Source organism: Pyxidicoccus trucidator, from assembly GCF_010894435.1.
In the GTDB taxonomy this organism is placed as follows: Bacteria; Myxococcota; Myxococcia; order Myxococcales; family Myxococcaceae; genus Myxococcus; species Myxococcus trucidator.
Window position 1 is genome coordinate 40305 of sequence record NZ_JAAIXZ010000014.1, and the last position, 26854, is coordinate 67158.

General features: G+C 68.7%; 19 protein-coding genes and 1 pseudogene. 15 read left to right on the forward strand and 5 right to left on the reverse strand.

Going from position 1 to position 26854, the window contains the following annotated elements:
- Positions 1 to 47 precede the first annotated feature (47 nt).
- The gene (locus G4D85_RS32920; RefSeq protein WP_164018029.1) at positions 48 to 1463 is read right to left on the reverse strand and encodes a serine/threonine protein kinase; all 1416 of its coding nucleotides are present in this window, start codon (positions 1461 to 1463) and stop codon (positions 48 to 50) included.
- 468 nt (positions 1464 to 1931) lie between these two features.
- Between G4D85_RS32920 and G4D85_RS50855 the strand changes: the two are divergent.
- Positions 1932 to 2057, forward strand: a pseudogene (locus tag G4D85_RS50855) (TetR family transcriptional regulator); the annotation flags it as partial.
- Positions 2058 to 2095: 38 nt separating this feature from the next.
- Here the strand turns inward: G4D85_RS50855 and G4D85_RS32930 are convergent.
- Positions 2096 to 2446, reverse strand: coding sequence for a hypothetical protein (locus G4D85_RS32930; protein WP_164018030.1), 351 nt, complete (start codon positions 2444 to 2446; stop codon positions 2096 to 2098).
- Between the two features lie 256 nt (positions 2447 to 2702).
- The gene (locus G4D85_RS32935; protein WP_240359640.1) at positions 2703 to 4142 is read right to left on the reverse strand and encodes a cytochrome B6; all 1440 of its coding nucleotides are present in this window, start codon (positions 4140 to 4142) and stop codon (positions 2703 to 2705) included.
- Between the two features lie 181 nt (positions 4143 to 4323).
- Here G4D85_RS32935 and G4D85_RS32940 point away from each other — a divergent pair, with 181 nt between their 5' ends.
- A complete protein-coding gene (locus tag G4D85_RS32940; RefSeq protein WP_164018031.1) occupies positions 4324 to 5628 on the forward strand; it encodes a dipeptidase in 1305 nt (434 codons plus the stop codon).
- A 13-nt stretch (positions 5629 to 5641) separates the two neighbouring features.
- Here the strand turns inward: G4D85_RS32940 and G4D85_RS32945 are convergent, their stop codons facing one another.
- Entirely contained in the window at positions 5642 to 6544 is a 903-nt protein-coding gene (locus G4D85_RS32945; RefSeq protein ID WP_164018032.1) for a LysR family transcriptional regulator, read from the reverse strand.
- Positions 6545 to 6688: 144 nt separating this feature from the next.
- Between G4D85_RS32945 and G4D85_RS32950 the strand changes: the two genes are divergently transcribed.
- From G4D85_RS32950 to G4D85_RS32975, 6 genes are all read left to right on the forward strand, one after another.
- Positions 6689 to 8404, forward strand: coding sequence for a malectin domain-containing carbohydrate-binding protein (locus G4D85_RS32950; RefSeq protein ID WP_164018033.1), 1716 nt, complete (start codon positions 6689 to 6691; stop codon positions 8402 to 8404).
- Positions 8405 to 8590: 186 nt separating this feature from the next.
- Complete coding sequence (locus tag G4D85_RS32955) at positions 8591 to 14317, forward strand: sensor histidine kinase (protein WP_164018034.1); 5727 nt, start codon at positions 8591 to 8593, stop codon at positions 14315 to 14317.
- A gap of 153 nt (positions 14318 to 14470) precedes the next feature.
- Entirely contained in the window at positions 14471 to 14857 is a 387-nt protein-coding gene (locus tag G4D85_RS32960) for a VOC family protein (protein ID WP_164018035.1), read from the forward strand.
- Positions 14858 to 14896: 39 nt separating this feature from the next.
- The gene (locus G4D85_RS32965; protein ID WP_164018036.1) at positions 14897 to 15466 is read left to right on the forward strand and encodes an AAA family ATPase; all 570 of its coding nucleotides are present in this window, start codon (positions 14897 to 14899) and stop codon (positions 15464 to 15466) included.
- Positions 15467 to 15470: 4 nt separating this feature from the next.
- The gene (locus G4D85_RS32970; RefSeq protein ID WP_164018037.1) at positions 15471 to 16082 is read left to right on the forward strand and encodes a DUF998 domain-containing protein; all 612 of its coding nucleotides are present in this window, start codon (positions 15471 to 15473) and stop codon (positions 16080 to 16082) included.
- A 194-nt stretch (positions 16083 to 16276) separates the two neighbouring features.
- Positions 16277 to 16648 (forward strand): hypothetical protein, encoded by a 372-nt coding sequence (locus G4D85_RS32975; protein WP_164018038.1) that lies wholly within the window; start codon positions 16277 to 16279, stop codon positions 16646 to 16648.
- Between the two features lie 16 nt (positions 16649 to 16664).
- On the opposite strand, the gene G4D85_RS32980 is transcribed toward G4D85_RS32975, so the two are convergent.
- Positions 16665 to 17882 (reverse strand): RICIN domain-containing protein, encoded by a 1218-nt coding sequence (locus G4D85_RS32980; RefSeq protein WP_164018039.1) that lies wholly within the window; start codon positions 17880 to 17882, stop codon positions 16665 to 16667.
- A gap of 285 nt (positions 17883 to 18167) precedes the next feature.
- Here G4D85_RS32980 and G4D85_RS32985 point away from each other — a divergent pair, with 285 nt between their 5' ends.
- The 7 genes from G4D85_RS32985 (at position 18168) to G4D85_RS33015 (ending at position 26832) form a co-directional block, all read left to right on the forward strand.
- Positions 18168 to 18524, forward strand: coding sequence for a hypothetical protein (locus tag G4D85_RS32985; protein ID WP_164018040.1), 357 nt, complete (start codon positions 18168 to 18170; stop codon positions 18522 to 18524).
- Positions 18524 to 20539: a hypothetical protein gene (locus G4D85_RS32990; RefSeq protein WP_164018041.1), complete on the forward strand. Its 2016-nt coding sequence runs from the start codon at positions 18524 to 18526 to the stop codon at positions 20537 to 20539. Before G4D85_RS32985 ends, G4D85_RS32990 begins: the two co-directional genes overlap by 1 nt.
- 19 nt (positions 20540 to 20558) lie before the next feature.
- A complete protein-coding gene (locus G4D85_RS32995) occupies positions 20559 to 21035 on the forward strand; it encodes a hypothetical protein (protein ID WP_164018042.1) in 477 nt (158 codons plus the stop codon).
- 148 nt (positions 21036 to 21183) lie between these two features.
- A complete protein-coding gene (locus G4D85_RS33000) occupies positions 21184 to 21375 on the forward strand; it encodes a hypothetical protein (protein WP_240359641.1) in 192 nt (63 codons plus the stop codon).
- A gap of 654 nt (positions 21376 to 22029) precedes the next feature.
- A complete protein-coding gene (locus G4D85_RS33005) occupies positions 22030 to 23355 on the forward strand; it encodes an SIR2 family protein (protein ID WP_164018043.1) in 1326 nt (441 codons plus the stop codon).
- 302 nt (positions 23356 to 23657) lie between these two features.
- Positions 23658 to 24230: a tRNA-uridine aminocarboxypropyltransferase gene (locus G4D85_RS33010; protein WP_164018044.1), complete on the forward strand. Its 573-nt coding sequence runs from the start codon at positions 23658 to 23660 to the stop codon at positions 24228 to 24230.
- A 142-nt stretch (positions 24231 to 24372) separates the two neighbouring features.
- Positions 24373 to 26832: a helicase-related protein gene (locus G4D85_RS33015; RefSeq protein WP_164018045.1), complete on the forward strand. Its 2460-nt coding sequence runs from the start codon at positions 24373 to 24375 to the stop codon at positions 26830 to 26832.
- Positions 26833 to 26854: the final 22 nt, after the last annotated feature.

Genomic DNA, 26854 nt, shown 5'->3' on the forward strand with positions numbered 1-26854 from the left:
GAGCAAATCTAGCGCATGGGAGAAATGCAGCGCCCAATCGGGCAGGCTCAGTTCGCGGGACCCGAGGTGGCGGGGCGCGGGGGTGGGTAGGCGGGCACAAAACACCCGTCCTTGTACACGTAGCCGTTCTCTTCACAGTCCTTCTGGGACCAGTCCAGCTTCAGCCAGCAGCTGCCCTGGAGGGGAACCTGCCCTTTGCGTGGACAGCGGCCGCGGGGGTCTGGCCGCTGCTGTCCCGGGAAGGGCTTGAGTGGCATGTCCACGGCGATGGTTGACCACGCGAACGGGGCGATGGATGACGGCACCGGCTCCATCAGCGCGGAGTCACCGACAGCGACAGCGCCGCCATCCAGCGCCTCTCCTTGCGCTGAAGCTCGGACCTCCGCGGGCGCGTCTCCGGCCGACATGCTCAGCATCCACCCGGCCAGAGTAAGTGCCACTCCCAGGCTTGCCGCCGCGACCCACGGACTCCAACCCGTACGACGCGCCGGGGACGCGACGCGCGGGCGAGATGTCCACGCGTCCTCGGACTCAGGCGCTGGCCGGACGAAGAGGGACGCATCCGCCTCCGGACCCGCATGGCGAGCGGCCCGCTCCAGCGCCACCGCGAGCTCACGGGCGCTACCGCGCGTCTCGGGGGTGGGGGAGAGCATTCGTGAAACGAGGGCGCTCAGCTCCGCGCAGCAGCGTTCGTTGAGCGCTCCCGGAGGACGAGGTCCATTCCCGGCCAGGAGCCAGAGCCGAGCGCCGTCATCCGCGGTTGCAAGCGAAGGGGGGTACTCCCCTGTCATCAGTCGGTAGGCGGTGACGCCCAGCGCGAAGACATCATCCGCCGGCCCGGGGGCGTAGGGCACGGCCACGTCCCTGTCAGGGTCAAGCACGTACCGCCACGCCTCCGGCGAGCGGTACTCCGGAGTGCCGGGAGGAAACGGCGGCGAGGTCAGCGGGGTGGCGCCCAGGTAGTTCCCGGAACCAAAGTCGGTGAGGAAGACGTGGCCGTCGGAATGCCGCACCAACACGTTGTCACCTTTGACGTCCCTGTGGACGCCGCCCGCTGAATGGGTGGCCTCGAGGGCGCGCGCCAGGGTGGCGAGGAGCCGGAGCAGCTGACGGGAAGAGGGCAGGTGCGCTTGCGCCCAGATGTACAGGGACGCGCCCTGCACGAACTCCATGGCGAGGTAGGGGTAGCGCGCGCCGGCCGCGTCCTTCCAGTGCCCCGAGTCCAGGAGGCGAGGGACGGCCGGGTGGCATAGGCGGGAGAGGAGCTCTCCTTCTCGCTTGAAGCGCGCATCGCGAGGGTAGAGGGCCAGCTTGAGGGCCACGGGCCCTGGCGTTTCCTGCTCGGGGCCCACGGCAAGGTAGACGGCGCCGTAGGTGCCCATGCCCAGCCGGTTCACCACGCGCCACGGCCCGACCTGGGTGCCCGGAGGAAGGCGTGCCGGATTCAGGTAGCCACCTGCCATGAGGTTCCTCGCGGAGAAGGGATGCGGTGCACCCGCCATCGAGGAGACTACTCGCGGAGTAGGCCTGTGTCTGCGCGACGGTGGGCGACCCGGGCGCTGCGCCGCGAAGCACCCACGGTGATCTACGACCCGGGGCGATTCCCTGAGAAGCCCCCACGGTGGGCCCACAACCCGGGGCGGGGGCACTGCCACGTGAGGCACCCCACGGTGGGCCCACAACCCGGGGCGGGGGCACTGCCGCGTGAGGCACCCCGCGGTGGGTCCACAACCCGGGGCGTTGCCGTGTGAGGCCCCCCTGTCAGACCCACCCGGTAGACAGGTGCAGGCGGAAGGAACGTTCATACCGCGGAGGCTCCTCCCCCGAGGGGGAGGGCGAAGCGGAGGGGCGGCTCGTTCACGGCAGTCAGTCGCCCGAGGGAAGGGAAGGGGATGGGGATGGGGATTCTGGAGATGATGCACGCCGAGTCCATGCGCGAGGCGGCGGCGTTGCTGGCGTGGCGGGGGTACGACAACGTGCAGGCCTCGGGGCTGGCCCAGGCCATGCGGATGTCGGTGGGCACGCTGTACCGGCGCTACGGCAGCAAGCTGGGCCTGGCCCTGGCCGTGCGCGACTTCACCGAGAAGGAGCTCAGCTACCAGGCGGAAGTCGCCTTCATGTTGAGCCACGGCAGGCCGGGCGTGAGCTTCGGCCAGGCCTTCCACGCTTTCTGGTGGGAGCTGGCCCGGTGGGCGCTGGCGCAGCCGGACTTGTTCGGCTTCACCTTCCTGCACTGGCACGCGCGGGAGTATGGGCCGCGCTCGCCGCCCGCTCCCGGGCCTCGGGCGGCTGGAGCGCTCATCTCGCGACAGTCGTACGGCGGGGCGACGCGGGCGCTGGTGCGCGAGGTGCTGGAGAAGGGCGAGCGCGACGGGGCGCTCGTCCCCGGCTGCGTCCGGCTGGGCGAGGGGTTGGTGTGGGGCGCGCTGGTAGACTTGGCGCGCACGGCGGCCCAGAACGGCGAGCAGGTAGGCGAAGCCGAGGTGCTCGCGTCGGCGCGGGCCCTCTGGCGAGCCCTGGTGCGCGAACAAGACGCCGGGCCTCGCGGTACGGGCACGCCATCCCCTGGCGAAGACTCCGGCCCCCGAGGCGCTGGCACTCCTTTCGCCAGGTTGGGCGTCCCAGAAGGAGGCCGAGCCGCTGAGGTGGCAGCCTCCCAACGGGCGACCCGAGAGCGTGGTTCAAGAAGGGCGAAAGTCGAGTCAGAGCGCGTAGAGGTAGACCACCAGGTCCCGCTTCTCGGCGTCGGTGAGCTGGGTGCCCAGCACCAGGTTGAAGTACTCCACCGTGTCATCGAGCGTGAGCAGCCGGTCGTCGTGGAGGTAGGGCGGGCTCTCCTTGATGCCACGCAGCGGGAAGGTCTTGATGGGCCCGTCCATCGCCGCCATCCGGCCGCTGACGAGCACCGGCTCGTAGAAGCGCTCCACCTTCAGGTCGTGCATCAGGTTGTCGCTGAAGAGCGGAGGCGGGTGGCACTCCGCGCAGCGGCCCCTGCCGAAGAAGACCTTCTCTCCGCTCAACTCCTGCTCGCTGGCCAGCGCCGGGACGAGCCGTCCGAAGACGTCCAGCTTCGGGGCCGGGGGGAAGTTGAGCAGCTCCTGGAACTCGGCCATGTCCTGCACCTGCCCGCCGCGCTCGAGGATGTTCTGTCCCTTCTTCGTCGCGATGACCGGGTCGCCGTCGAAGTAGGCGGCGCGCTGCTCGAACTCGGTGAAGTCCTCCACCGTCTTGAGCGCGCGCTGGGAGCCGAAGAGGCGCTGGTTGTGCACGCCGCGCAGGGTCGGCGTGTCGATGCGCTTGCGGAAGGGCTGCGGGCGGATGTCTCCCACCAGGTGGGTGGACGCGTTGGTGTGGCCGTTGGCGTGACAGTCGAAGCAGGAGACGCCCCCGCTGGGCTTCACGCTGCGTCGATCATGGGTCAGGTTGAACTGCTGCTGGGGAAACTGCGTCACCAGCAGCCGCAGCCCGTTGAGCTGCTTGGGGTTGAGGATGCCGTTGAAGAGCCGGTAGAAGGTCTGGTTGGTCACCAGCTCGCCCTTCGACACGTCACCGAGGTCCGGGCGAGTGGTGAGGAAGATGGCCGGCGGGAACTCGGGCAGGAAGTGGTCGGCGAGGTCGAACTCGACGTCGAACCGCTCCAGGTCGCGTCCCTCCTGGCGGCGGATTTCCTGGATGTGGAAGTTCGGGAACACCATCCCGCCCTCCTCGTGGAAGGGGTGCGGCAGGGGCAGGAAGCCCCGGGGCCACAGCCCCTTCTGGCGAAGCTCCGCGGGGGCCATTCGCGCCAATTGCTCCCATGTGGCTCCCTGGGGAAGCTTCACCCGCACGCCGACCTGCACCGGCTTGCCGCGCGTCATGGTGACGGCCTTCAAGGGCCTGTTGGCCAGGTCGTAGCGCTCCTGCAGCAGGGCGCGCTGGCGCTGCATCATCTTGGGCTTCGCCGCGACCCCGCGCTTGTGGATGTCCTCGAAGCTGGCGTCGTTGTCGACCGGGATGTAGCTCGACTCCGCTCTCAGGGGGACGGGGAGCGGCGCCTGGCTCTTCGACTTGCCCTGGGTGGGCGCCTGCGCCGCCGCGCCGAAGGCGAGGATGACCACCGCTGCCGCGCCCAATACGACACCGGCTACCCGTCTTGCGCTCATCGTGCCTCCCATGCCGGGCACTCGGAGCAGCGCGCCAGCGGACGGCCAATGGACATAGAGAAGGGAAGCTCCGGCCGGGTAGGTACCCGGGGGCAGGTCTGTTGTCCGCCGGATGCCGGGCGCCTGGAGGGTCCGGTGACTGACGGCTACACTGGGGCCCCCTCGCTTCCCGGACTGCCCCATGTTCGCCCTGCGCTCCGCCCTGTCCCTCTCCCTGTGCACCGCGCTTGGCCTCGTCGCCACGCTGGCCCACGCCCAGCCCGCGCGGGAGGACGCCGCGCGCCTGGAGCGCGCCCGCGGGCTGCTGCGCCAGGTTCCCCTCATCGACGGGCACAATGACCTGCCCTGGCAGTTTCGCGAGCGCGTGGGCAACCGGCTCGCCGCGCTCGACCTCGCCCAGGACGGCCGCAAGCTCGAGCCGCCGCTGCACACCGACCTGCGCCGCCTGCGCGAGGGCGGGGTAGGGGGCGTGTTCTGGAGCGTCTACGTCCCGGCGGACCTCGAGAGTGGCGCGGCAATCCAGGCCACGCTCGAGCAGATCGACGTGGTGCACCGCCTCGTGGAGCGCTACCCCAAGCAGCTCTCGCTCGCGCTGACGGCGGACGACGTGGAGCGTGAGCACCGCGCGGGCCGGGTCGCCTCGCTCATCGGCATGGAGGGGGGACACTCCATTGGCGGCTCGCTGGCGGTGCTGCGCCAGATGCACCGCGTCGGCGCGCGCTACCTCACCCTCACGCACTCCAAGAACGTGCCCTGGGCGGAGTCCGCCACCGATGCGCCCATGGCCACCCCCCTCACCGAGCAGGGCCGCGCGGTGGTGCGCGAGATGAACCGGCTGGGGATGCTGGTGGACCTCTCGCACGTGTCCGCGCGCACGATGAACGCGGTGCTGGACGTCACGCAGGCGCCCGTCATCTTCTCCCACTCCTCGGCGTTCGCGCTCGACCCGCACCCGCGCAACGTCCCCGACGAGGTGCTGCGACGGCTGCCGAAGAATGGCGGCCTGGTGATGGTGACCTTTGTCCCTGGCTTCATCTCCGATGCGGTGCGCAAGCACTACGCCGAGGAGAGCGCCGCCGGCGAGCGCTTCAAGGCGCTGCATCCCGGCAACCCTGAAGCGGGGAAGGCCGCCTTCGAGGCGTGGCGTGCGGCGAACCCCGCGCCCCGCGCGACGCTGGCCCAGGTGGCGGACCACATCGACCATGTGCGCAAGGTCGCCGGCATCGACTCGGTGGGGCTGGGCTCGGACTTCGACGGCATCTCCACGACCATCCAGGGGCTCGAGGGCGTGGAGACCTACCCCGCGCTGCTCGCGGAGCTGCTGCGCCGCGGCTACTCGGATGAGGACGTTCGCAAGGTGGCCGGGAAGAACCTGCTGCGCGTGATGCGCCAGGCGGAGGCCACGGCGAGGCGCCTGCAGAAGGAGCGGCTCGCGGAGGATCCGCTCGTCGAGGCGGAGAAGCCCGTGGCCGGAGCCACGAAGTAGGGGAGGGGGCCGTTCAGGGGCGACGAACGAGGGGCGCCGCGTCCTCCGGGGCGAGCGCCAGGGCGGCCTCGACGAGCGGCTGGGGCGCCTCTCCCCGGCGCGTCACGGCGTAGATGGGGAAGTCCGCTCGCGGGCGCAGGAGCGGCCGGGCGACGACGCCCCGCTCGCGCGGCCCCGAGGGCTGGAATGACGGGACGATGGAGTACCCGAGCCCCGCCGCCACGAAGCCGAGGATGGTCTCCGCGGACTCGGCCGAGTACAGCCGCTGCGGGTGGACGCCGTGCAGGGCCAGCGCGCGGAGCTGCAGGTCCAGCAGGTACCGGTCCGTGCTGTAGCCGATGAAGGGCTCCTCCGCGAGCTGGTCCGGAGCGACTGTCTTCATCCGCGCCCGTGGGTGCGACGCGGGCAGCACGAGGAACCCACGCACCGTGCCGATGCGGCGGGCCTCCATGTCCCCGGGCACCTCGGGCAGGTGGTCCACCAGCAGGTCCGTCTCCCCCAGCCGCAGCAGCGCCAGGTCCGGCGTCTTCGCCTCGGACAGGCGCACCTGGATGTCCGGCCGGGCGCGCCGCAGCCGCAGCAGCCAGGGGGGCAGCAGGTGGCGCAGCACCAGGTTCGAGGCGTGCATCCGCAGCGTGCCTCCCTGCTCGCCCGTGCGCAGCGAGCTCGCGACGGCGGGTAGCCGCTCCATGAACGGCGCCACGAAGTCATGCAGCGCGCGCCCCGCGCTGGTGAGCACCACCTGGTCCCGTCCGGTGCGCTCGAAGAGCGTCACGCCCAGCTCCTCGCTCAGTCGCTGCACCTGCCGGTACACGCCGGGCTGTGTAATCGGGTAGGGGAACGCGCGGGCCGCACGCGAGTACCCGCCCGTGCGCGCCACCCAGTAGAAGCCCTCGAGCCGCTGGAGTCGAATCATGACTCACCGTCATAGAAGAGCGGACCTCTAATTCCCAGTCAGCCGGTGAATGCCGGAGCAGAGTCCTCCGTGTGTTCACGCGAGCGGACACCACGAAGGTGCCCCGCCATCGAGGCCTCCCGCGCGGAGGCCCGGAGAAAACACATGCACGGGAAGAGAATGGGGACCTTGCTCGGTCTCATGGGCGCGGTGTGGCTGGCCGCCTGCGGTGGCAGTGAAGCGCTGGAGGAGGCTCCACCGTCCACACAGGAGCAGGCGCTCGCTCCGGTGACGCTGCCCATCCGCATCAACTCGGGGGGCGGTGCGTTCACCGACACCTATGGACGGCTCTGGCAGGCGGACACCGCCTACTCGGGCGGGCAGGCCTTCCAGACGACGGCCCCCATCGCGGGCACGGAGAACGACGGGCTGTACCAGTCGCTGCGCATCGGCGACGGCGTGAGCTACAGCATTCCGGTGCCGGGACCGGGCATCTACACGGTCCAGTTCCTCCTCATCGAGCCGGAGCCGTCCCCCCAGGCCGTTCGCCGCATGCAGGTGCTCGCTGAATACGAGACGCATGTGTACGACTACCGGGACCTGGTGACGCCGCTGCGCGCGTACACGCTGTCCTTCGACGTGCCCGTGAGGGACGGCCACCTGAACCTGTGGCTCCGGGCGATTCCAGGCTCGCCCCCGCCCGGGGTCTCCGCCGTCGAGGTGACGGACTCGCGGTGGAAGTGGCTGGGTGGCAGCCCCCAGCTCTCGGGCCAGTTCAACAGCAGAGCCCCTCAACTGGCGGTGGATGGGACGAACCAGCCCGTCGTGGCGTGGGAGGACGACAGCCTGAACAACATCCTCGTCTCGCGCTGGACGGGCAGCACCTGGCAGCAGCTGGGCGACGCGCCGGGCGGCAACAGCTCCAGTCGGCCCGTGCTCCTGATGGATGCGGCGGGCTCTCCCATGGTGGCGTTCGTCGAGCTGCGCCCCTTTCCCGCGGTGACGAGCGTCCGCATGCGGCGCTGGAGCGGGGTGGCCTGGAGCGAAGTGGGCGACGCCCTCGGTCTGGAGGACTACGAGGCCCAGTCCGTGGCGGCCACGCTGGACAACCAGGGCCGGCCGCTCGTCGCGGTGGTGTTCGCCGGCTACAACGTCACGGACTCGCGCCTCCACGTCTACCGGTTCAACGGCCTGGCCTGGGAGCAGGTGGGTGACGCGCTAGCCTCGCTGGGCCCCACGGCGTGGGACGGAAGTCTCCGCAATCCCTCCATCGCCGTGGACCGGTTCGACCGCATCGTGGTGGCGTGGGACGAGTCCTACTGGCGCGGCGACCTGAAGGGGAAGATGTTCACCCACGTCTTCCGGCGCAGCGGCAGCCAGTGGCTGCGCGTGGGCACGAAGGTGCCGGACGACAGCGCCACCCTGTCGCAGGTGCCCTCGCTGGCGCTCGCCCCGGATGGGACGCCCTGGGTCGCCTACGTCAGCAACGGCATCGTCGGGGTGGTGCGCGAGCAGAACGGCGCCTGGGCGGCCACGCCGACGGCGGGACTCAAGGGTTGGGGCGCTGCCACCCTCCATGACGTACCTCCGCTGCTCAGGATGGATGGAGCGGGTGTCCCCACGGTGTTGCTGATTTCGCGCGCCCCGGATGCCCGCGCCGGGCGCTTCCTGCGCAAGTGGAATGGCTCCGCCTGGGTTCCGGTGATGAGCCGTGTGGGCCCCTTCGACACGAGCCCCTTCATCGAGAGCATCCGGCACGGCCTCCGCAGCGACATGGGGTTCGCGTTCAACAAGTCGGGGCACTTCCTGGTGGCCATGCCTGAAGACACGCCGTCCGGCGCGAGCCACGGACCGCTCCGCGTCCGCACCTTCACGCCGTAAGCGCGCGCCGCGCGGCGGCGAGCGGGAGTCGAGCCGGGCCAGGCGCTCGCGCCCTGGCTGCTGGTTCGACTCCCGCCGCTCAAGCAATCGGTGGCTTCCCCTGCCGATGCTTCTGGAGTGCCCTTCCCACCTCCATCGTGAGGCTGGGGAGGGGGCTTGTGCCGCTTCACCCTGGGGGGACGTGGGTTGCTTCAGATTCCTGGCTACCGCGACTTTCTTCAAATCCACCAGGGGCGCCGGTACGCCGTGTTCCGTGTCCGGGACGAGCGCTCGGGCGGGCCTCGGGTCATCAAGATGGTCCAACCCGGGACTGCCGGGGCCGACGCCACCGCCGCGCTCCGGCACGAGCACACGGTGCTGCGGGGGCTGAACCTTCCAGGGGTGGTGAAGCCGCTCGCGCTGGAAGAGGTGGCGGGAGTCCTGGCGCTCGTCCTGGAGGACGCCGGCCCGTTCGACCTGGAGCATCGGCTGGGGCAGGCGCCGCTCGCGACCGAGCTGTTCCTGGAGCTGGCCGTCCAGCTCACGGACATCGTCCTGAGCCTCCACCAGCGCAACGTCATCCACCGGGACATCAACCCGTCCAACGTCGTCGTGCGGCCCGACACCCGGCAGCTGACGATGATTGACTTCGGCACGGCGACGAAGGCCTCGGGACTCGTGGGCGCGTCCGAAGGGACGCTGTCGTACATCGCGCCGGAGCAGACGGGGCGGATGAACCGGCTCGTCGACCACCGGGCCGACCTCTACGCCCTCGGCGCCACCTTCTACGAGATGCTCACCGGGGTTCCTCCTTTCGTCTCGGCGGACCCCATCGAGCTCATCCACGCCCACCTGGCCAGGCCCCCCGTTCCCCCGGAGCAGCTCAACCCCCTCATCTCCAAGGTCCTCTCCGACATCGTCCTCAAGCTGCTCGCGAAGATGCCCGAGGAGCGCTACCAGAGCGCGGAGGCCCTCGACTTCGACCTCCGCGAGGCCTGGCGTCAGTGGAAGGCCGTCGGCGCCATCGCTCCCTTCACGCTCGCGTGGCATGACCTGGCGCGCGAGCTCGTCATCTCCAACACCCTCTATGGGCGTGAGCGCGAGCTGGCCGAGCTGCGCGGTGCCCTGGAGCGCGTGCGCGCCGGCCCCAGCGAGGTCCTCCTCGTCACGGGGGAGGCCGGCTCCGGCAAGTCCTCGCTCGTCCACGAGCTGCACGGACGCTTCGGGAAGGGCGCACGGTTTCTCTTCGGCAAGTTCGACCCGCTCCACGGCAACGTGCCCCATGCCTCCCTGGTGAAGGCGCTCGGCGGGCTGGTCCGGAGCCTGCTCCAGGAGCCTCCCGCCACCGTCCTCTCCTGGAGCCAGCGCCTGCGCGACGCGCTGGGCTCCAGCGGCGTCATCCTGCTTCGCTTCGTTCCAGAGCTGGCGCGCCTCCTCGGTGAGCAGCCCCTCCCTCCGCCTCTGGAGGCCGCCGAGACGGAGAGGCGCTTCCAGTTCGCGTTCCAGTCCTTCCTCCAGGTCTTCGCCACCCGCGAGAGTCCGCTCGTCCTGTTCATGGACGACATGCAGTGGGCGGACGCGGGCTCGCTCCAGCTGTTCCGCTCCCTGACCACGGCAACGGACCTCCACCATGTGCTGTTCGTCGGTGCCTATCGCTCTCCAGAGGTGGGGCCGGACCATCGCCTGACCCGGACGCTCGGGGAGATGCGCGCCGCGGGAGCGACGCTGAAGACCCTCGAAGTCCCCCCGCTGGACCTCCATGCCCTCATCCACCTGTGTAGCGACACCCTCCACGGGGGGCCCGGGCGCGTCGAACCCCTGGCGGAGCTGCTGTTGCGCAAGACGGCGGGCAACCCCTTCTTCGTCAAGCGCCTCCTGCGCTTCCTCCACCAGTCCGGGCTCCTGGTCTTCGACGCCGAGCGCGGTGGGTGGACCTGGGACCTGGAGCGCATCGTCCAGGTGGAGGCCACCGAGAACGTCGTCGAGCTGATGCTGCTGGCCATCCGCCGGCTCCCCGCGCTCACCCAGCAGCTCCTCAAGGTGGCGTCCTGCTTCAGGGACAGGGTGGACCTCTGGTTGCTGTCCGCCGTGGTGGGGAAGTCCGCCGAGGACACGGCCGGAGCGCTCTGGAGCGCCCTCCAGGAAGGACTCCTCGTCCCCGCGGGCCAGGGGCCCCGCTTCGTGGGTGGGGGGCGCGCGTCGGAGAGCCCCGCGGCGCGGGCCGCCACCTACCGCTTCGTGCACGACCGCATCCAGCAGGCCATCTACTCGCTGCTCTCCGACGAGGAGCGGCGCCACCTCCACCGGGAGCTGGGGCGCCGGCTGCTGGAGGGGGTCGCCGAGTCGGAGCTCGACGAGCGAATCTTCGAGGTGGTGGACCATCTCGACATGGGCCTGGAGCCGGGCCAGCGGCTGGAGCCGGCCGAGCGCCTCCAGCTCGCCGGGCTGTACTTGCGGGCCGGCGGCAAGGCCGAGGCGACCTCGGCCCTCGGCTCCGCGCTCGTCTATCTGAAGCATGGGCTGGAGCTCCTCCCAGGGGACGCGTGGCGCTCACTCCCCGAGCTGGCGCTTCGGCTCCACCGGCAGGCAGCGGAGTGCGCGCACCTCACCGGCGACCATCGCCTCGCCGAGGAGCTCATCCAGGCCGCGCTGCCCCATGTCACCTCCGACCTCGAGAAGGTGAACCTCTACGAAATCCACATCACGGCCTACACCCTCGCGCGCAACTACCGGGAAGCCATCCGGTGGGGGAGGGAGGGTCTGCGGCTGATGCGGGAAGAGCCCCCGGAGCACGACCTGGAGCGGGCCATCGCGGAGGAAGCCACCGCCGTGGGCGCCTTGCTGCGGGGCCGCACCCGGGAGGAGCTCCTGGCCGCCCCTTCCACCCGGGACCCATGGCTGCTCACCCTGATGCGGTTCACGTCGAGCATCGTCATGGCCGCGTACTTCGAGGACCAGCAGGCGCTCTTCGCCTTTCTCCAGGCGCGCATGCTCCACCTCGCCCTGGAGCACGGACACAGCCGTTACTCCTCACATTCCTATCTGGGCTACGCCATGACAGTCGGCGTAGCCACGGGCGACTACGACACCGGCATGTTGATTGGCGAGACGGGAGTGGAGCTGAGCCGGCGCTATGGCGACCCGACGCAGGAGTGCCGATGTCTGACCACGTTCGCCGGGGGGGTGAGCCATTGGCGGACGCCGTACCGGGCCAACATCTCGCTGCTGCGGCGGGCCATCACCGTGGGACTGGAGGGCAACGAGTTCCTGTTCGCCAGCTATGCCGCCACGCAGGTGGTGGAGGTCCTGTTCGCCATGGGCACGGAGCTGTCCGTCGTCCACGCCGAATGCGAGGCCAGCCTGGCCTTCATCCAGAAGGTCGACCACCGGGACATGGCGAGCCTCCTCTGCGCCTACCGTCAGGCCATCCGGTGCCTCCAGGACAGGACCCACCAGCGGGCGCGCTACGACGATGCTGCGTTCACCGAGAAGGAGTACCTCGACACCATCCGCGACAGCCCCCTGGTGCTCTGCGAGTACCAGATCCTGCGCCTCCAGACGTCCTTCCTGCTGGGCGACCTCGCGGATGCGCTGGAGATGCGCCGCGCCGCCCGCCGCCGCTTCCACCTGGTGCGGCCCCTGTTGCCCTCCATCGACTACACCTTCTACTCGGCGCTGACGCTCGCGGCGTACCACCCCGCGGCCCCTGACTCGGAGAAGGGCTTCCTCCTGGCCCGCTTCAGGGAGCACCTGGACCAGCTCGACACGTGGGCCCGGGGCTTCCCCGGGAACTTCCGCCAGAAGCACCTGCTGGTCGCCGCCGAGCTCGCCCGCCTCGAGGGTCGCCATGACGATGCGATGCACCTGTACGACTCGGCCATCGACGCCGCACATCAGAACGAGTTCCCCCAGGACGAGGCGCTCGCCCACGACCTGGCGGGCCGCTTCTACCGCGCGCGGGGACACCGCCGCATCGCCTCCCTCTACCTGGGCGCCGCCGTGAAGGGCTTCGCCCGCTGGGGCGCCAGGGCCAAGGCCGCGGCCCTCGAGGAGGAGTTCCCGGACCTCGCCCTCGCCGGGGCCCTGCCCTGGAAGACCCCCACCACGCGAGAGCATGGGGAGGCCCGCGGCGCCAGCCTCGACCTGCTCAGCATCCTCAAGGCCGCGCAGACCCTCTCCGGAGAAGTGGTCCTCGACAGGCTCCTCGAGAAGCTGATGACAGTCTGTCTGGAGGTCGCCGGCGCTCAGTGCGGCGCCCTGGTCCTCCACGAGGAGGGCTCGCTCTTCGTTCGCGCCCGCGGCTCCACCTCCGAGCCCGTCTCCCTCGAGCGCACGCCCTTCCACGCCTCTCCGCATGTGCCCCCGACCATGGTGGCCCACGCCTACGACTCCGGGGACGCCGTCGTCCTCGCCGATGCCCGTCAGGGCGCCTTCTCCTCCGACCCCTACGTCGTCTCCCACGCCCTCAAGTCCGCACTCGCCGTCCCCATCCGCCGTCAGTCCACCTCCGTTGGCGTGCTCTATCTCGAGAACAATCTCGCCACCCGCGCCTTCTCGTCCGACCGGGTCCGCATCCTCCAGCTCCTCTCCTCCCAGATGGCCATCTCCCTGGAGAACAGCCTCCTCTTCGAGAAGCTCCAGGTCGAAGTCGAGGAGCGCCGCCGGGTCGAGCGCGCCGTCCGCTTCCTCGCCGAGTCCTCCACGGGCATGGCCGAGTCCCTCGACTACGAGACGACGGTGAGCCGCGCCGCCCACCTCGCCGTTCCCTTCCTCGCCGACTGCTGTGGAGTCGCGGTGCTCGACGAGCCCCAGAAGCCCCGCTGCGTCGCCGTCGCCTGCGCCACCCCCGCCAGCGAGGCGCGCCTGCGTGAGCTCCAGCAGCGACATCCCCTTCGTTGGGACTCAGGGCTGCCGGAGGTGGTGGCGCTGCGCACCGGCGCGCCGCTGCTCGTCCCCGAGGTCTCCGACGAGCACCTCCGGACGTTCAGCCTGGATGACGGGCACCTCGAGCGGCTGCGCTCGCTCGGAATCCAATCCGCCATGGCCGTGCCGCTCATCGCCCAGGACAGGAGCTTCGGCTCCATCTGCTTCTTCCGGGTGACTCCCGGGCATCGCTACGGGCCCGCGGACCTCGCGCTCGCCCAGGAGCTGGCGCGGCGCATCGCCACCTCCATCGACAATGCCCGGCTGTACCGCGAGGCCCGCGAGGCCATCCGCCTGCGCGACGAGTTCCTCTCCATCGCCGCCCATGAGCTGTACACCCCGCTCACCTCGCTCAAGCTCTCCATGCAGGGGCTGGAGCGCCCTTCCCAGCCCGCCATGCCCGAGGTCGTCTCCCGCGTCTCCAGGACCGCCCGGATGCAGATACGCCGGCTCACCCGCCTCATCGACGAGCTCCTCTCCGTCTCCCGCCTCCAGGAGGGCCAGGTGCCCTTCCAGCTCGAGGAGGTGGACCTCGCCGCCGTCACCCGCGACGTCGCCGAGTACTTCAGTGAGGAGTCCGCCCGCTCCCACTCACCCGTCATCCTCCACGCGGAGACGCCGGTCATCGGCCGCTGGGACAGGACCCGCCTCGAGCAGGTCATCACCAACCTCCTCGCCAATGCCCTCAAGTTCGGCAACGGACAGCCCATCGAGCTCTCCGCCATCCAGGAAGGTGGCGTCGCGCTCCTCACCGTGAAGGACCACGGCATCGGCATCGCGCCGGACAGGCTCACCCACATCTTCGGGCGCTTCGCGAGGGCCGTCTCCTCGCGCGAGTACGGGGGGCTCGGCCTCGGGCTCTACATCGCGCACGAAATCGTCTCGGCGTTTGGCGGCTCCATCCACGTCGACAGCACGCCCGGTGTCGGCACCTGCTTCACCGTGCTGCTTCCGCGAATGCGCCCCCCTGTCTCGGCCGTCACTGCCGAGCAGGTGGTCGGGCATGCGTGAGGGTACCATGCCGAGCGGCAGTCACACCCGGCAGTCCTGGAGCACCCCATGGTTCGAATCCTCAGCGGCGTCCTGCTCGTCCTCACCCTGAGCGGTTGCGCAGCGACGCCTCCTCGCCAACCCGCCACCGCCTCGCCCACAGGAGCCGCACCCATGCGCCTCGGCAACTTTTCCGTGAGCCTCGCCGTCAAGGACCTCGCCGTCTCCCGCGCGTTCTACGAGAAGCTCGGCTTCCGAGCCATCGGCGGTGACGCGGCCCAGAACTGGCTCATCCTGCAGAACGAAACCAGCACCATCGGCCTCTTCCAGGGCATGTTCGACAAGAACCTCCTGACCTTCAATCCGGGCTGGGACCGCAACGCCAGTCCATTGGCCGACTTCGACGACGTGCGCGAGCTCCAGCGGACGCTCCAGGCCCGAGGCCTCACCCTCGCATCCGCCGCGGACGAAGCCTCCACCGGCCCCGCGAGCCTCATGCTCATCGACCCCGATGGCAACCCCATCCTGATTGATCAGCACGTCCCGAAGCCGGCGCGCTGACGGGCTTGGGGCGACCCGTTATCTGCGGTACGAACGCGCATGCGCCTCGCAGTGACTGGCTCGCACCGGGTGGGAAAGTCGACGCTCATTGAAGCGCTGGAGGAACGACTCGCGGAGTATCGGGTCGTCGACGAGCCGTACCACCTGCTCGAAGAGGAAGGTTACGAGTTCGCTTCTCCTCCGAGCTTGGAAGACTTCCTCGAACAGCTCCGTCGCTCGATGGAGTTGCTCGAAGAGGAGGAGGGCGCGCGAAAAGTCCTGTTTGATCGCTGCCCCCTCGATTTTCTTGGGTACCTCCTGACGCACGAGGACGCAGCTTCGTTCGACCTGGACGAGTGGCTTGCCCGGATTCGTTCCACCACCCGGACCCTGGAGCTCGTCGTCTTCGTGCCCATCGAGGAGCGGGAGCGCATCAAGCTCCCTGCACACGAAGATGCCGAGCTGAGGGCGGAGGTGGACGAGAAGCTCGCCTGGCTGCTGCTCGACGACCCTTTTGAGCTGGGAGTGGAAGTTCTATCCGTCCACGGGTCCACGGCCGCGCGGGTCACCCAGGTCCTCGATCGCCTTGGGCGAGGCCGTCCCCGCGAGTCACGGCCCCGGGGGGACTGACCTCTTGCGAACCATCGCCTTTGCCTGCGCGATCCTGAGCCTGCTCATCCTGGCTGGCGCGGCCATCGCGGGCGGTCTGGCCTATCCGGGTTACGACCATCTTCGGCAGTACATCAGCGAATTGGGCGCGACCGGTGCGGACACCGGACAGGCGGTCAGTCTCGCCTTCATGGCCTCGGGCGCACTGCTGGCCGCCTTCTGGCTGATGTGCGCCGGGCTGTTTCCGAAGTCGCCGCTGCTGTTCATCGGCTTCGGCCTCAGCGCGCTGAACGGCCTCGGCCTGTTCTTCGGCGGCGTCTTCCGCTGCGACTTCCAATGCTCGATGGAGTCGCCCAGCAAGGCGGCGATGCTGCACGAGCTTCTCGGCGGGCTCGGCTATCTGGCGGGGATCGTCGGGGTCTTTGTAATCGGCCTGGCGATGCGGAGCCGCCCCGCCGGCCGAGGCCTGTTCACCGTCGCCCTGTGGTGCGGCGTGCCGGCGGCCCTGGCGATCTGGCTGATCGATCCTACCTTCGAGTTCGACGGCGCCGCGCAGCGGGTGCTCGAGTTCGCGCTGGCGGTGTGGACCGTGGCCGTCGCCCTTTCCGTCCGCCGCCCCGCAGGAGCCGTCGGATGACCCCGCCCGCCTCCAGGGCTTGAAGCGGCGGTGCCTCGCGGTGGAGATGCCCGCCAGCGCGCCGGTCGACTGCGCCCTGCGACGTCTGGCGCCGGATTTCGACCGCTGGCCCCGACCGACCCGCCGCCCTCGCGCGGGAGTGCCACCTTAGGCCTGCTTCGACCCTTTCCATCATCGACAATGGAGACACGCCCATGCGAACCGCGACCCCCAGCACCGCGTACCGGGCCGCCCTTGGCCTCGCTCTCTTCGCCTCGTTCAGCCTGATCTGGCTGAGCCTCGGCGTCGGCATCATCGGCGCGGACGGCGACCGCACCAACCTGCTCTACAGCGGGGTGCTGCTCGTCGGCCTCGCCGGTGCCTTCATCGTGCGCCTGCGCGCGGCCGGCATGGCGCGCACGCTGGTCGCGATGGCCTTCACGCAAGCCGCGATCGCGGTAGTCGCGGTGCTCGCCGGATGGGGGCTGCCGTGGAGCCCGCCTGTCGAGATCCTGGCGCTCAACGCTGGCTTCGTCGCGCTGTTTCTCGGAGCCGCCTGGCTGTTCCAGCGCGGTGCGCACGGGTGAGCTCAAGGTGGCTGGCTCACGGCGAATCCTCCACTCCAGGCTCAGGGAGCGCGGGGACGGGGGTCACCTTCCACAGCTGCCCCGAGTCATTGCAGCCTGTCTTGTCGAGGATGGGGATGTTGTTGGCCCTGCTGTCATTGACGATGTCCAGTGATAGCGCGTCGCCCTGCGCCTGGGTCGTCAGCCGGTAGATGCCGTTGGGCTCCGGAGTCAGCTTCCATCGCTGCTCCGGAACAGCCGCCGATTTGACGAGGAGGGGGCGATTGCTGGCGGTGTTGGCCAGGGACAGGCTGGTCCCATGCCACTGGGTCGTCAGTCGGTAGAAGCCGTTGGCCTCCGGAGTCAGCTTCCACAGCTGTCCCCAGTAGTCGCCCGTCTTGGCGAGGATGGGCACGTTGTTGGCCTTGCCGTCAGAGAGAATGTCCAGCGACATGCCATCGCCCTGCCACAGGGTCGTCAACCGGTAGTAGCAGCGGGCATCGAAGGCGGCGGACACCGGCGGCGGGGTGGGGGGCGTGGTCGTGGGCACCTGCCACACCTGCTGGAGCAGCGCGAGCATGCCCGGGTCGTGCTTGCCCAGCTCTTCACGCGTGAAGGGATAGAAGTCGTTACGGCCGAAAAACGCCTCCGAGTTCTCCGCGAAGTACTCCCCCACGTCAGTCATGGCATAGGCACGTTCGAACGTGTTGGGCTGCTCGGGCCCACGCCAGCGCTCCACGCGGTCGTAGCTCTTGCATGCCCTGGCGTGCTCATAGACAGCCGCGAGGCCGGCGTGCTCCCAGCCGAGCACCTGGTCATGATAGGCGTGGCTGAGCTCGTGGAGCACGAACACGGGCATCCGCTTGGATTCCTCCTCGAAGATGAAGACATTCGAAAACTCGACGCTCTTCAACATCGCCAGGTTGCGACCATTCTGGCTCATCCAGGATTCGGAAAGATGGTACGTAGCCCTCGGCTTCTCGTTGGGATAGGGCGGCGACAGCCACAGCGTCACCTTGCGGAGCTGAGCCACGGGGCCCGCGGGGACGATCCGGACGACATCCTTGAGCTGCGCCGCCAGGAGCACCAGGGCCTTGTCCGTCGCGGGCTTGTTCGCCGCTGTCAGCAGGCGGTCATCGATGCGAACCGTCCAGCCCTCGAGGGTCTGGGTCTGGTAGGTGGGAACGGGGCTGGCCGCGGAGGCGACGCAAGCGAATGCCAGGGCGGCCAGGAGGGGCCATTTTGGAGAGCGCATGCCTCATCCTACTGCCCGCGTGGCAGGCAGCGCCCACCCTCCACGCTGGCGATTCCCGCCGCCTCCACATTTTCCGGCATGCAGCCGCGTCTTCACGGAACGCTCCCGCGTCCCGGCGAGACGCGGTCGCCCTGAGCCGGAGCGACTGGCTCCGGGCCCGAGGACGAAGAGCGCCCACGGCGAACAGCCTTGCGCGCCATGGAGAAGGAGCCGCCGGTGCCTCTGGCACGCTCGTTGCGACCGGGCCTTCCACAGAAGGCTCGCTTCGCTCACGGGAGGAACTCGGTGCTCGTCATCCGGGATGATCAAATCGCCGCCCTCCGGCAAGCCCGCGGCGAAGCCTTCGAGCGCCGCGTCGAGGCGCTGCTCCGAGCCCAGCTGCCGGAGTGGCGCGACGCGCCGGAAGGAATGGTTCGCCAGCTCGTCACCGCCGCCCGTGCGCGAGCGGCGCGTCACGCCATCTTCCAGCCCGCGGATCTGGAGCGCTTCATCCTCTATGCCGGACGCTACGGGGCAGATCTCGGCGAGACGCCGGAGACCGGGTGGGCCCGGCCCATCCTCGAGGATCGGTCCAGGCTCGGGCGGCAGAAGCTCGACGCCCTCGACGCGCTGGGGCGCTCACCGCTCGCCCGGAGCCGCTGATGCCCATCATCACCGCCCAGCCCGGGACCCCGGAGGAAGTCGAGGAGCATGCGCTGAGCTGCTCCCCCACCCGTGTCATCGTCACGGTGTGCAACGCCGGCACCGAGAACCGCGCGGGGGGCACCGGCGTTCGCCTGACGCTGCTGGCAGACGGGCCGAGCGCGGAAGGCACCACCGATGCGCACGGCGTCGTGACCTTCACGATCACCGACCTCGACCAGGGCAGCGCCGAGCTCACGCTCACGTCCACGAACCCGAAGCGTCCCGCGAAGGCCTGTCAGCGCAGCGTGACGCGCGGCGAGTACCATGCCGTCCCCCTGGAGCTGGGAAGCCACATCGCGGCGATCGACATCCTCCACGGCGACGACGTGGCCGGCGAGGGCGACCTCATCCAGTTCGTCAATCTCCCGGCGGAGGAGGCGTGGCTCGCCCGGACGAAGGCGCCGAACCTGGACCGGCTGTCGACATGCATCCGCGTCCGGGTGCGGTTCCACTACCCATGCGTCGAGCCGTTCACCGTCAAGATGGCCGCCTCCGTCGACAACGCCATCTACACGGCCCATGAGAGGGAGCGGAACGCGCGGTACAAGCCCGTACCGGAAGATCCCGAGGGCGGTGTCAAAAGCACTACCGACGACAAGGGCATGGCCACGCTCCCCGACGACTTCCGGGTGACCGCGGCCGGTGGCGACCGCTATCGCTTCGAAGCCGTGGACTCCTATGGGAACGGGGTCAGGACGGAGAACGCGTCCATCGTGACGCGCCGGCTCTTCTTCCTTCAACCCCTGCTGATGACAGGGCTGACGAACCAGCCCACCCGCGAGCTGTCGGTGCTGACCGAGGAGTACCGGACGCACCACGTCGAGCTCGTCATCCTCGAGCCCGTGGACATGGCCTACATCTCGAACGTGGGCCTGTCCAACATGGATGACTTCAAGGTCAAGGCCCGGGAGGCCTGCCCGGAGAGCGAATACACGCCATACGTCATCTTCGTCGCGTTCGCCGAACAGCTCGCCGAACGCGCGGATGGCCTCTCGCTCAAGAACAACTACACCGTGAGACCGGGCATGCCGGACTACACCATCCTGTGCCTGGCAACACTATGGACCGGCTTCGGCGACGGCATCCCCTGGCTGCTCGATGCCACGTTCACACCGGACGCGCCCAGGGACGACGATCTGGAGAATGACGCGGAGGAGCTCAGGCTTGCGTTCGACGCGTATGATGCGAAGCGCGATACGTTCGAACTGGAGCGCTCCGAGCTCAACGAGGAGTGGACTCTCCTCCGAAAGGATGCGGAGGGCGTGACGGAGCAGTCAGATGGCTTCGCGGCACTGAAGGACAGGAAAGAGGAACTCGACGAGAAGCAACGGCTCCTCGACGAACGAAAAGAGGATCTCGACGCCGAGGAGGACGACCTCTCGCAGAGGCAGGAGGACATCGATGCGCGCCGGCAGGTAACGGCCTTGGAGCCCATCGACCTCACAGACTACTGCATCGCCGTCAACAAGGAGGGCGGGACCGACGTGGGGCCGTTCAAGCGAATCGTCATCAAGCTGGGCGACGCCGTCGAACAGGAGATGACCGGAACGCTGAGGGTCAGCTACCAGAAGATTGGCTACCAGCGCGGCGGCCTCAGCATCCCCAAGACCAACCTCTGCGCCGTGGCGACACGCATCAACGGGAAACCGAAGGACGCGTCGGGGCAGAACCAGATCCTGATTCACGAGATCGGGCACCAGATTGGCATGGTTCCAAGCCATGATCCCCAGGGCAACGTCGGGCCCAGGAGCGCGGCCGAGCTCGACCGCCACGCGAACCAGTACGAGGGCAGGGGACACAATGGCTCTCATTGCTGCAATGGGCTGGATGCAATGGCCGAGGACTACCAGAAAGTGAAAGAGGGCGCCCTGTGTGTGATGTTCGGCTCTGTGCATGCGCCCACCACGTTCTGCGTGGACTGCGCGAGCGCGGTTCGCCGCAAGGACTTGAGTGCTGGATTCACTTTCGTCTGAGCCACGGAGAGGTGATGTCATGACCCGCAGGGACGACTTCTCTGACGTGGTGCTGGGCTCGCTGACGTCGAACGCGCAGTCCCCCCGGCCCCCTCACCCCGGCTTTCAAGGTGTCCTCCTGCGCGCGCCACGGCGGGTCGTGCTGCGCCCGGGGGCGGCAATCCCGGTCTGCGGGTTCTACCTGCTCCCCGCCGCGTCCCTCCTGCCGCCAGGCGATCCTCCCTCGGCCATACAGCTCATGGCGGTGGACGTGATGACCGGACTCGTGCTGTCCGCGCACCTGACGCCGCCGGACCCGATCGAGCCGCCGGACGAGGCGGATGCCGTGAGTCCGGCAGAGGTTGGCGACGCGCTGTGCGGAGGCTACTTCAATCCCAACCTGTTCGATTACCTCCCGCTCCCCTGGCGCCCCGCGAGCTATGAAGTCGTCGCGGAGCTCGCCGGCCGGAGGTCCAATGTGGTGCGTATCCGGCTGGAGGAGGAGCGCCGGGCCTGAGTGAAGGCGATGCGGTGGCGCGGCCGTGCCGCCCGTGAAGGCCGGCACGGCGTGGGCTCCGGGACTACTGGACGAGCACGCTCCAAGGCCAGCGCCTTCTTCATCCAGCTGCTGTGGCGACTGGCCCGCGAGTACCGGAGCGCTCGGCGTGTGCTACTTCCCCCAGGCCAACCGCATCGAGCGCGTGTGGTTGGACCTGCACGCCAACGTCACCCGCAACCACCGCTGCCGCGCCCTGAACGGGCTGATGGCACGGGTCCATGCCTACCTGGCTGCGCGCAACACCCAGCGCCATGCCAGTCCATGCCTGCGGCGAGCCGAGCTCAGGCGGGCCGCCTGAGCCCGTGCGAGAATCCCGATTCTTTGTTTTGTTCCTCCTCTGTGCGGAACAGCTCTGCGTAGAGATCAGCCACACGACCGCTGTCGCTGACAATGAACTTTGGAGTGGAGGGATTGACGCTGAGGAGGAGGCAGTGGCGGTGTGAGGATTGGTCGGCGAACCCGGATGATGAGCTCGCCTTCGCTGGACTCTGTGGCTTCGGTATCGTTCGATACTGTCCCCACACTGCGATTGAGGCGGACGGAGGGGTATCGCGGCAAATCGTGGAGCCTCAGGCTTCAGAGTTGCTCACGCAACAGGCGCGGCTCCGGGTTGCGGTGTTGGTTCAGCGTCTGGAGGTAGCGGTAGAGGCGGGCCACGCGGTCGCGCGCGACACGCAATTTATCTGGGGACGTCATCGGATTGACTTTGAGAATGCCCCTGCCGATCATGATGGCCGGGCGTGGAAGGGTTTCGCATTGTGCCCTTACAGAACCAGGACTGACAACACAGGGTCAGGAAGGCCCCACCGTAGGCCCCCAATACCGACAGCAGGTAGCGCGTAATACGCTGTGGGGTGCTGCCACTGTATATCATGCAGCGTCAGCGCTCGTCAGCGCGAAGCCTGAGGGCCGTGCGAAGCCCATCCGTCTTATCAGTACTTTCAGGAGAACCATGGACACGTCCAAATCGAGTGCAGCCGAACTGCCAGCGGGGCTTATCTCCGCCATCCAGGCAGGAAACTGCATTGCCTTCGTTGGCGCAGGCTTCAGCATCCCAGCAAAGCTGCCGAGCTGGTCTGAACTCCTGAACGACCTTTCCCAGCATGTCGGTGCGGGGCTGCGCAAACACCTGAAACTGCTCCTTGAGAAGAAGGATGGCGGCGCTTCCTTGGAGGAAGCGGCACAGGCTATCGAGGATGAACTCGGCCAGAACAAGCTGGCCAAGCGCCTGAAGGCGCGGCTGACCACCCGCGAGCTTCCGCTGGAGATGGCAGAACGTATACGCCTTCTACAGGGCATCCCTTTTCGCGCAATACTTACCACGAATTTCGACATGCTGCTCGAAGGCGAGACACCAAGTCCCCCTGCCTACCGAAAGATCATGCGGGCGCCGCGCCCAAGGTGGTGGGACGAGGGATTCTGGGACCAGAAGGCGTGTTTCCCTCCAGTGCTAAAGATCCATGGCGACGTTCGAGATGCGGACACCGTCGTCTTCACCCGACGAGGGTACCGCCAGCGCCTGCACAACGACCCACATTTTACGAGATTTCTGAGCTCTCTATTCACACAGCACACAGTGCTGTACCTCGGTTTTTCCTTCAGCGATGCGTACCTAAATGAACTGCGCTCTGGAGCGCTCTCGCTGCTCGGGGAAGGTGGCGGAGATAGTCCAATCGCATACGCCATTGCGAACGACATTCCACCTCGCTCATGCCGCCACCTCATGCGCCACGAGGGCATCCATGCTCTCTCATACTCGAGCAACGGCCACAAAGACTTCTCAGGCTTTGATGCTCTCCTGCGCGACCTCCATGAAGCGACGAACCCCCTCCTCCATTTCGGCCGGCGTCTGAAAGGACGAAGACTTCTCTGGCTCGACAAAGCTCCTGAGAACAACGCTCTGGTCGAGCGGTTCTTCTTGCAGGCGAAACGAGAGGCTCATTTACCACTCGGCACGCTACAAGTTACGCATGTGCGGAGTGTAGAGAAGGCAATCGCCGCGCTGCGCTCCGAGAAAATGAAGAACGAGCAATTCGATCTTGTCATCTCCCACTTCGGGCAAGAGCTTAAAGGCCTGACCGTTGCTGAACGGTTGCTCGAAGCAATGCGACACCAAGACCTTCGCAGCCCTGTCCTCATCTTCTCCAAAAATGATGACGCGTCAGAGCGTCGGCGTCGCGCGCTTGCCCTTGGCGCCCATGAATACTGTTGGTCCTTCGGGGGGCTATTACGAGCAATCGAGCGCGTGCTGGGACCAGGGGTCGAACACGAACCATAGGTGCGCGGTAGGGACGGCCCTTGATAGGCCGCCCCCACGGATCCCAGCAAGCACTGCTAACACACCGAGCTCTTGTCTTGGGTCCTGATGTGGAGTCACTCGATGGGCCAGGGATGCAGAGCCCGTGTGCAAGCGTAGTTGTCGCCCGGACCACGAGGTCGGAAGAAGCACCCAGGAGCGTGAAGTGCAGAGAGGGCGTCCTGCCTGGGGTTTCTTATCGCCGTGTCCACGGGGGCAATTCCCGCCGCCACCATCCAACGAAGGCTTCACTTCCCGCGGCCACCGGATCAGGATGAGGGAGGATGTCTCACCGCGCCGCCCTCCGACCCCGCTGTCACCGTTGCAACCTCCCGTCACACCTCTGCCTGTGTGCGGAGATCCCCCGGGTGGAGACGCGCACCCGGTTCCTCCTGCTCCAGCATGTGATGGAGGCCGGGAAGAAGAGCAACACGGGGCGGGTCGCCGCGCTGGCCCTCGTGAATGGCAGGTTGCTCCTCCACGGAGCACCCACCGAGTCCTACGACACCGCGCTGCTCTCCGAGCCCGGCACCTGGCTGCTCTTCCCCGATGGCCCGTCCGCGCCGCCGGACGCTCCCGCGCCGAGGCAGGTGGTGGTGCTGGACGGAAGCTGGTCCCAGGCACGGCGGATGACCCAACGGCTCCCCGCGCTGCGGGCGCTGCCCCGACTGGTGCTGCCGCCGCCCGAGCCCGGGATGCTCCGGCTCCGCGAGCCCTCGCACCCGTCAGGGATGTCCACCCTGGATGCGGTCGCCCGCGCGGTGGCGATGCTCGAGGGGCCGGAGGCGGCCGCGCCGCTGGAGCGGCTGGCCGCGCTTCGGGTGCAGCGAATCGCCGAGTGCGGGACGCTGAACTGAGCCTCCCGTCGAGCTGGAGCGCCGCGCCCAGCGAGCTCGCCTCCTCTGCATCCACCGTGTCCCTTCCATAGGGAAGTCGTCCTCGGCCTCCGGGTGTTTCATCCTCCCGGGCGGAAGGCCCTGCCGAGGTTAGACTTCCCGAATGAACTCCAGCCCATCCAGCCGAGCGTCCATCGTCGTGGCGGAGCTGGGGCCCACGAACACGGGGAAGACCCACCGTGCCATCGAGCGGATGCTCGAGCACGACACGGGCATGATGGGCCTGCCGCTGCGCCTGCTTGCTCGCGAGGTGTACGACCGGGTGACCGCTCGGGTGGGCGAGGGGCGGGTGGCCTTGATGACGGGCGAGGAGAAGCGCCTGCCGCCACGTCCCGACTATTGGATCTGCACGGTCGAGGCGATGCCGACCGACCATCCTGTCGACTTCCTCGCCGTCGATGAAATCCAGCTCGCCGCCCACCGCGAGCGCGGGCACGTCTTCACCGACCGGCTGCTCCATGCGCGGGGGCGCAGGGAGACCTGGTTCCTCGGCGCGGACACGATGCGGCCGATGGTCCAGACGCTCATCCCCCATGCTTCGGTGAAGCGCGCCAACCGCCTGTCCCAGCTTCGCTACTCCGGGCGCCGCTCCCTGAAGAGCCTTCCCCCGCGCTCGGCCGTGGTCGCGTTCTCCGCGGACCGCGTGTACGAGCTCGCCGAATCGCTGCGCCGCCTCCGTGGAGGGGTGGCCGTGGTGATGGGAGCGCTCTCCCCGAGGACGCGGAATGCCCAGGTGGCGATGTACCAGTCCGGGGAGGTCCAGTACCTCGTGGCCACCGATGCCATTGGCATGGGTCTGAATCTCGACCTCAACCACGTGGCCTTCGCGGCGCTCTCCAAGTACGACGGCGCTGAGCAGCGAGACCTCTACACGGACGAAATGGCCCAGATCGCGGGCCGCGCGGGGCGCCACCTGAATGACGGGAGCTTCGGCACCCTGAACACGCTGCCCGAGCTGTCTCCGCGCGTGGTCTCGGCCATCGAGTCACACCGGTTCCCGGCGGTGCGCAGTCTCATCTGGCGCAATGCCGCGCTCGACTTCTCCAGCCCGGAGTCTCTGCTGGACTCGCTGTCGCGAGCCCCGGGCCACAACGCCTTCGTCCGGGTGGAGCGGGCGGATGACTTCGATGCGCTTCGGGAGCTCTCGCACACTCCCGCCATCCGAGACGTCGCCACCACCCGGCCCATGGTCGAGCTGCTGTGGCAGGTCTGCCAGATTCCGGATTTCCGCAAGGGGCTCTTCGGTCAGCACGTCTCGCTGTTGCGAGAGACGTTCCTCCAGCTCACCGCGGGGGATGGGAGGCTGGAGCCGGACTGGCTGGCCAGGCAGGTGTCGCCGCTCGACGATGTCTCCGGAGACATCCACACCCTGATGGATCGGCTGGCCGCCATCCGCATCTGGACGTACATCAGTCATCGCGCGAGCTGGCTCCACGACGCCGAGCACTGGCAGGAGCGCACCCGCCGCATCGAGGACGCGCTGGGCGACGCCCTGCATGAGCGGCTCGTGGAGCGCTTCGTGCAGCGGGCCGCCCGGAGGAGTGCCCGCCGGTTCGTGAGAGCCGCCGCACACCCTCCGCCCGGGTCGGACAGCCCCTTCGCCAGGCTGGGGCTGCTGCTGGGTGAGGTGTCGGGGGCTGACGGCGCCGCGATGACCGAGGAGCAGTTCGTCCAGCGGGTGGTCGATGCGACGCATGACGCCTTCGAGGTGGATGCAACAGGAAGCGTCTCATTCGAAGGGCAGCCGCTGGCCCGGCTGGTTCGCGGCAAGGACCGGCGCTCACCGCAGCTTGCGCTCGCGGAGCCGGAGGTCTGGACCGGAGGCGCGCGGCAGCGACTGGAGCGCCGGCTGTTGGCGCTGGCGCGGGACCTCGTCACCGAGGCCATGGGAGGCTTTCCCGCCGAGGCCCTGGCAGGAGCGGGGCGCTCCGCGGCGACGCGGGGCCTTGCCTACCGTCTGGCCGAGGGGCTGGGAGTGATTTCCCAGGGCGAGGCGCGCGAGCAGTGGCGGCTCCTGGACGATGAGGCACGGGAGCGCCTGAGGGCGCTGGGCGTCCGTGAGGGACAGCGCTTCCTCTACGTCGCCGAGGCGCTCGCGCCGCACGCGCTCGAGCGGCGATGCATGCTGACGGCGCTGTTCCAGCAGAGTCCCTCACCCAGGGGCGTTCCACGAGATCCAACGCTCGACGTCGCGGAGCGTGGCGGCCGGAGCGCGCGCGCCTTCGGCTATGAGGTGCTCGGTCCCGTGGCGTTGCGGATTGACGTCGTCGAGCGGCTCTGTGAAGCGCTGCGCCACCCGCAGGGAGCCCGGCAGGTGCACCTGCTCATGCAGGAGCTGGGGCTGGAGAGTGGAGCGCGCGCGCGGGTGCTGCGAGAGCTCGGAGGCCCGTCCGGGGGCGCTCCGTCGAAGCGGCGGCGGCGACGGCGGGGTGGCAGAGCGCCGGGGACGGCACCTGACAAGAGTGGCGCCCACGGGCCACCGGCTCACGCCGGCGCGCACCCGCAGCCTCGGAGAAGCGGGGCCGGGGAGGGGCGTACCGGGGGCGGGCCGAAGCCCGATTGAAGGGGCCTGGGTTGGGGCAGGC